The sequence below is a fragment of the Companilactobacillus furfuricola genome (genome assembly GCF_003946325.1).
Lineage (GTDB): Bacteria > Bacillota > Bacilli > Lactobacillales > Lactobacillaceae > Companilactobacillus > Companilactobacillus furfuricola.
The window spans coordinates 1-5,061 of record NZ_RHNT01000086.1; the positions used below are offsets into that span (position 1 = coordinate 1).

The following is a 5,061-nucleotide window of genomic DNA, read 5'->3' on the forward strand; positions in this document are numbered from 1 at the left end:
GAAGTACTTAGAGTATCGGGTGCGACCGATGCTCTTTTTTATACATATAATTATATCAAAAAGGGTGTTGTATCAGAACCTGACGGTTCTAATACAACACCCTTTTTTGGAGACTTATGTCACAGCCTCATCTTCATGCAAATATGAATGAAATCGTAATTTATAAATTTTGACCCTTTTCCCAATATGTAATCGAAAGTTTGAGCCCATGTTTAACTAATGTATCAAATAGTTTGTGAGTCCGTTTTGATAGTTCCTTGGCAGTCTCCAGATTATTGTCAGTCAAATATTGAGGAAGATCTTTAGCCGAATCTGCTCCCTGATCTGCTGCTTCGATCCGTTGGCGAGCATAGGATTGACAGCCATCTAAGAAGGCGTGGATCTCATCAGAAAATTCGTGATAGTGTGGTTCGATCAAAACCGCCAACGTCTTTTCGAGCCAATAAATGTTATCCAAAGATACTTCTTGGGTAGTGTTCTTATAATCTTCTGGTGTATCTAAAGCATTAACGTAGAAAGGAACGTAAGGACTATAAGCAAAGAATCCAAATGCTAGCCACTGAACACCAGCGATCGATTCATCCACATCGTTTCTGATCTGCAAGATCGACGAACATTGATTCCGATCCATGGCAATCGGACGATATTGACGTTGTTCATCTTTAGTACCGGATGAATAAGTTCCAAAGGGATCGAATTTGGTCCCATTATAATGCGATTGCAAAAATCTTTGAACATCTTCAATGGCCAATCTCTTCGTTGGCTGGCGGGTCATTGGCATATCTTGACTCGTTGGTTCTTGATCGGTCTCTGGATTGAAAAGCTTTTGACCATACCAAGTCCGTGGGGTGTTGTAAAAGGCATCAGCCTCACTCTGTGTACCAAAAATCTCCCGAAAATTAAAGTGACCAGGTTGCGGATTTAGATGATGTTTGTCTACAAACTCCACTAAGTCGCTAGCGATCAAAAAATTATCTGTATCGCTAACGTCAACTTCTTGCATAATTGTTTGGTTGGGAACGATGGCGTAAGAATCGTCTGGGATCTTCATCGCTGCCCAATGGTGTCCACCAGCAGTTTCTAACAACCAGACGTCATCTTTGTCATTAAAGGCAATGCTATTGCATTCACCAGTTCCGTATTTTTCTAAAAGATCACCGAGACGCTGTGCCCCTTCTTTGGCAGTTTTGACGTATGGCAAAACTAAAGTTAGCATTGCTTCCTCATCGATACCATCGTGAACTAAAGGATCATAGCCTAAGACCCGTTTGTTCGTAGCAGTCGTTTCTGTAGAACTCATACCAACATTATATTCATTAATACCTGACTCTTCCCAAAGCCCATCACTTTGGTCTGCTTGAGGTGTACAAGTATAACGATAAGCGTGATCAGGCAATGGGATCGAAACGCCAGTAGTTACTGACTTGAAAACTTTATTTGGCTGATCTTGTGCTTGATGAACAATATATTTGATCGGATTTATCGGACCATAACCATCTTCATTTCTCGCTACGATCGTCGAGCCATCCATAGTAGCTTTTTTCCCGACTAAAATTTCTGTACAATCTGATACTTTTTTCATCTTTCTGTGCCCCCATTTCGAGTCTAGTATAAGATTATATTTGACATTAGGCTAGGCAAAACGGGGAATTAATTAAATTGTTCACAATCAAATTTTCATCAAATACACCTGCGATTTATCATTTCTTATCCGTTTAGTTGAATAGATCAATTTCTTGGCTGGTTTTTCCATACCCTGCTATCCTTTGAATCCTTTGTCGCTTCATTTGTTGATCGAACGCTTTAAGTGACTCTTCCGTAGATAAAGGATAAGCTTTGTGATCTTGGATATATTCGATATTTCCCTGAACATGATTTAAGTCCTTAATGATTTCCGGTGAAAAAAATGCTTGATGATCCACTGCGGCTAACGGTTTCTTTTGTTTAATAGCGTGATTCATTGCATTATTGGTCCCGCCTTTAAGTCCGGTTTCGATCGCAACGACACCATTACTTAAGCCGCTTTGCCATTCATCCCTAGCAGCTAAATATTCTGGCTTTAGCTTTGTGTTAATGGGATAAGTCGATAATAATAAGCCGCCCTGGTCAACTATTTCCTTAGCTAAATTTTTATTTTGTTGAGGATATATCGGTTGATCCAAACCGTTAGCTAACACCGCAATTGTTTTGTGATTTGTTTTTAATGATCCTTGATGAGCCACTGTGTCTACGCCAATAGCTAAGCCACTGACGATCGTATAATCGAATTCATTCGCAAAATACTCTGCTAATCTTTGACCGAACTTCTGAGCAAAAGTACTAGGATGTCTAGTTCCGATCATGGCTACGGAATTTGGTTCATTCAACAAGCCAATGTTTCCCTTCAAATATAAAATCGGAGGGAATCTCTTCAAAGTGAGCAGATTGATCGGATAGCGGCTGTCGCTGGAATTGATCACGATTATGTGATGTTCAATACAAAACTGTAACTCAAAAAAAGCTTCATCCAGATATTTTTGAAAAAGTTGTTTCGTCAAATATTTTTTGGATAAAGCTTTTTTAAGTGGTGATAAATTTGAATTTTTTAAGGAATCAAAAGTTAAATCCGTTTCAAAATGGCAATTGTGGAATAACTTTTGGGCAGTAACTATGCCTACTCCCTTGATCTTGAGACAAGCAATCAAAAACTGAGTTGATCTGTCGATCTTAGCAGACATTATTCTGGGCTCTCCATTAATAGCCAGAGTACTAAATAGACGATGATCCCTGGGAACCACGGCATGATAGTCAATAGGACGAACAAAATACGTCCGATAGTGACGTTCCAACCGAAATGTTCACACATTCCAGCGACGACACCGGCAAAAACATTATTACGTGATCTTTTAACAGGTATATGCATAACTATTCCTCCACTTCAGGTTCTTCCATTAACATCCATAAAACAAGATAGGCGATGATCCCTAGTCCTGTAATAGATAAAAATAGAGTCAATACAACGTACAACACACGCGCCAAGGCGACATTCCAACCGAAATGTTCCGCAAATCCAGCAATTACCCCAGCGAACAACTTATTAGTTTTCGACTTCTTAATTGGAATATGCATAATAATAATCTCCTTCTGCATTTCTATACTACTATTTTAAAAAAAATCGCCCAATAACAAAATTTATTCAACTTACATTCATCTTACATTTTTGTAATATCACTTCAAAATAACTTTTAAAATACCTTCGATCATATCATCGAGCACTTGCTGATAATTATCAGTTTTCAATTCTTTCTGGTGAAAGTCCAACACAGTCAGAGCATCAAAAAGACTAACGATCCGCGTTTTACTCATCCCAGGTTTGACTAAATCGGCATCGATCCACTTATCGATCAAACGCAACATCGTCGAGTAGATCAAACTACCCTCAACCGCATATTTATTCTGGCTAGCAATCAAGGCATTCAACTTAGGATTGTTAAACCATTCATTCAAAATTTGATTATTAGAAGAAAGTTTAAAAATTTGATCAACAATCAAGCGAATAACCTTCACCGGATCATCATCCAAGTCGACTTTTGACAAAATCTCAGCTTTAACATTCACATTTTCGCTATTGTAGATCTCAACGAACAATTCCTCTTTCGACTTAAAATACAAATAAAAAGTCCCGACAGAAATACCAGCAATAGAAGTAATATCAGCCACACTAGTATTGCGAAAACCACGTTCCAAAAACAAAACATGTGCCGCATCAAAAATACGATCTCTCTTGTCGTCCATAAAATCACCACCATCTTATTTATGAATGAATTATAAATAAGTTCATTCAAAGGGTCAATAAAAATGCTCACTAACAGTTTTGACCCCACAGCACGATATCTTTCAAAGCTTATTCCAAAAAAAGTCTCTCAACAGCGCTTATCCGCCATCAAGAGACTAAATTCAAATCAACTATTGTAAAATTTTATAATTCCAAGCCGGAATCTGGAAATTACCATAAAGCTTCTTAGTCAGCTTAGCAATATCATCAGATTGATATGCCTTCACAATTTTTTTATAGTCAGCGTTATTTTTATCTTTTTCATTAGCAGAAATAACGTTCACATAAGGCTTAGAAGCAGCCGTAACCTTCTCTGTATAAATAGCCGTTTTCGGATCAAGTTTAGAATCACTAGCAACACCAGAATTAACCACCGCAGCATCCATTTCACTCAAAGAACGCGCAGTTTGAGCAGCATCCAGCTCCGAAATCTTCAAATGGTGAGGATTACGAGCAATATCCTTAACCGTATGCAAACTAGCAGATTTCAAAGAAATCAACCCAGCACTAGCCAACAAATTAAGAGCTCGACCTTCATTAGTAGGATCATTAGGAATAGCAATCTTACCCCCATCTTTCAAAGCCGAAAGCTTCTTAACCTTCTTAGAATACAAAGCCATCGGAGCAATATCAGTACTACCGATCGAAACGATCTTAGTATGATGAGTCTTGTTTCAGTTATCCATAAAGTAAACCGTCTGGAAAGCATTCAAATCAACTTCCCCTTGATCCAAAGCCGTATTAGGTTGGCTATAATCAGAAAACTCAACCAACTTAATCTTAATACCATCCTTTGCAACCTTCTTAGCCACAGCATCCCAGACCCGATTATCAGATCCAGTGATCCCGATCTTAACAACCTTCTCCTTCGAAGAATTGCCACAGCCAACAAGCAAAATAATTGATAACGACAAAAGCAAAAAACCGAATAATTTCTTAACAGAATTCTTCATCCCATATTCCCCCTATTTTTAAAAACGCAAAGAGAACAAACTCAATGCAAGTTTTATAAAAAAGCAAAATCGTAATATCAATAATCAAGAAAAGCAAAAAGCCACACCTAAAAAGCAAATTAGCACAGCTACAAAACAGAAAACAAAAACACCACCTTCCAAATCAAGTAAAAAGACAAGAAACAAATACATTAGAACAAGGCGAGAGTGCGAGAAACGAGCACGCGAGCCAGAAACGAAAGTAAGAGAACAAAAAGAATATTGTCTCTTATCTAACTAACAAAGCATCAAAAA

5 protein-coding genes and 1 pseudogene are annotated in these 5,061 nt (G+C 38.0%); all 6 read right to left on the reverse strand.

The features are described from left to right. Positions 1 to 160 precede the first annotated feature (160 nt). Complete coding sequence (locus EKM78_RS12245; protein WP_125772614.1) at positions 161 to 1,582, reverse strand: C69 family dipeptidase; 1,422 nt, start codon at positions 1,580 to 1,582, stop codon at positions 161 to 163. 133 nt (positions 1,583 to 1,715) lie between these two features. Continuing rightward, positions 1,716 to 2,717 (reverse strand): DNA-processing protein DprA, encoded by a 1,002-nt coding sequence (locus EKM78_RS12250; protein ID WP_125772617.1) that lies wholly within the window; start codon positions 2,715 to 2,717, stop codon positions 1,716 to 1,718. Continuing rightward, positions 2,717 to 2,902: a PspC domain-containing protein gene (locus EKM78_RS12255; RefSeq protein WP_125772619.1), complete on the reverse strand. Its 186-nt coding sequence runs from the start codon at positions 2,900 to 2,902 to the stop codon at positions 2,717 to 2,719. The genes EKM78_RS12250 and EKM78_RS12255 overlap by 1 nt, the downstream gene beginning before the upstream one ends. Before the next feature lie 2 nt (positions 2,903 to 2,904). Further along, positions 2,905 to 3,108, reverse strand: coding sequence for a PspC domain-containing protein (locus EKM78_RS12260; RefSeq protein WP_125772621.1), 204 nt, complete (start codon positions 3,106 to 3,108; stop codon positions 2,905 to 2,907). 99 nt (positions 3,109 to 3,207) lie between these two features. Further along, a complete protein-coding gene (locus tag EKM78_RS12265) occupies positions 3,208 to 3,774 on the reverse strand; it encodes a TetR/AcrR family transcriptional regulator (protein WP_125772623.1) in 567 nt (188 codons plus the stop codon). A gap of 171 nt (positions 3,775 to 3,945) precedes the next feature. Next, positions 3,946 to 4,767: pseudogene (locus tag EKM78_RS12270) on the reverse strand (MetQ/NlpA family ABC transporter substrate-binding protein). Positions 4,768 to 5,061 lie beyond the last annotated feature (294 nt).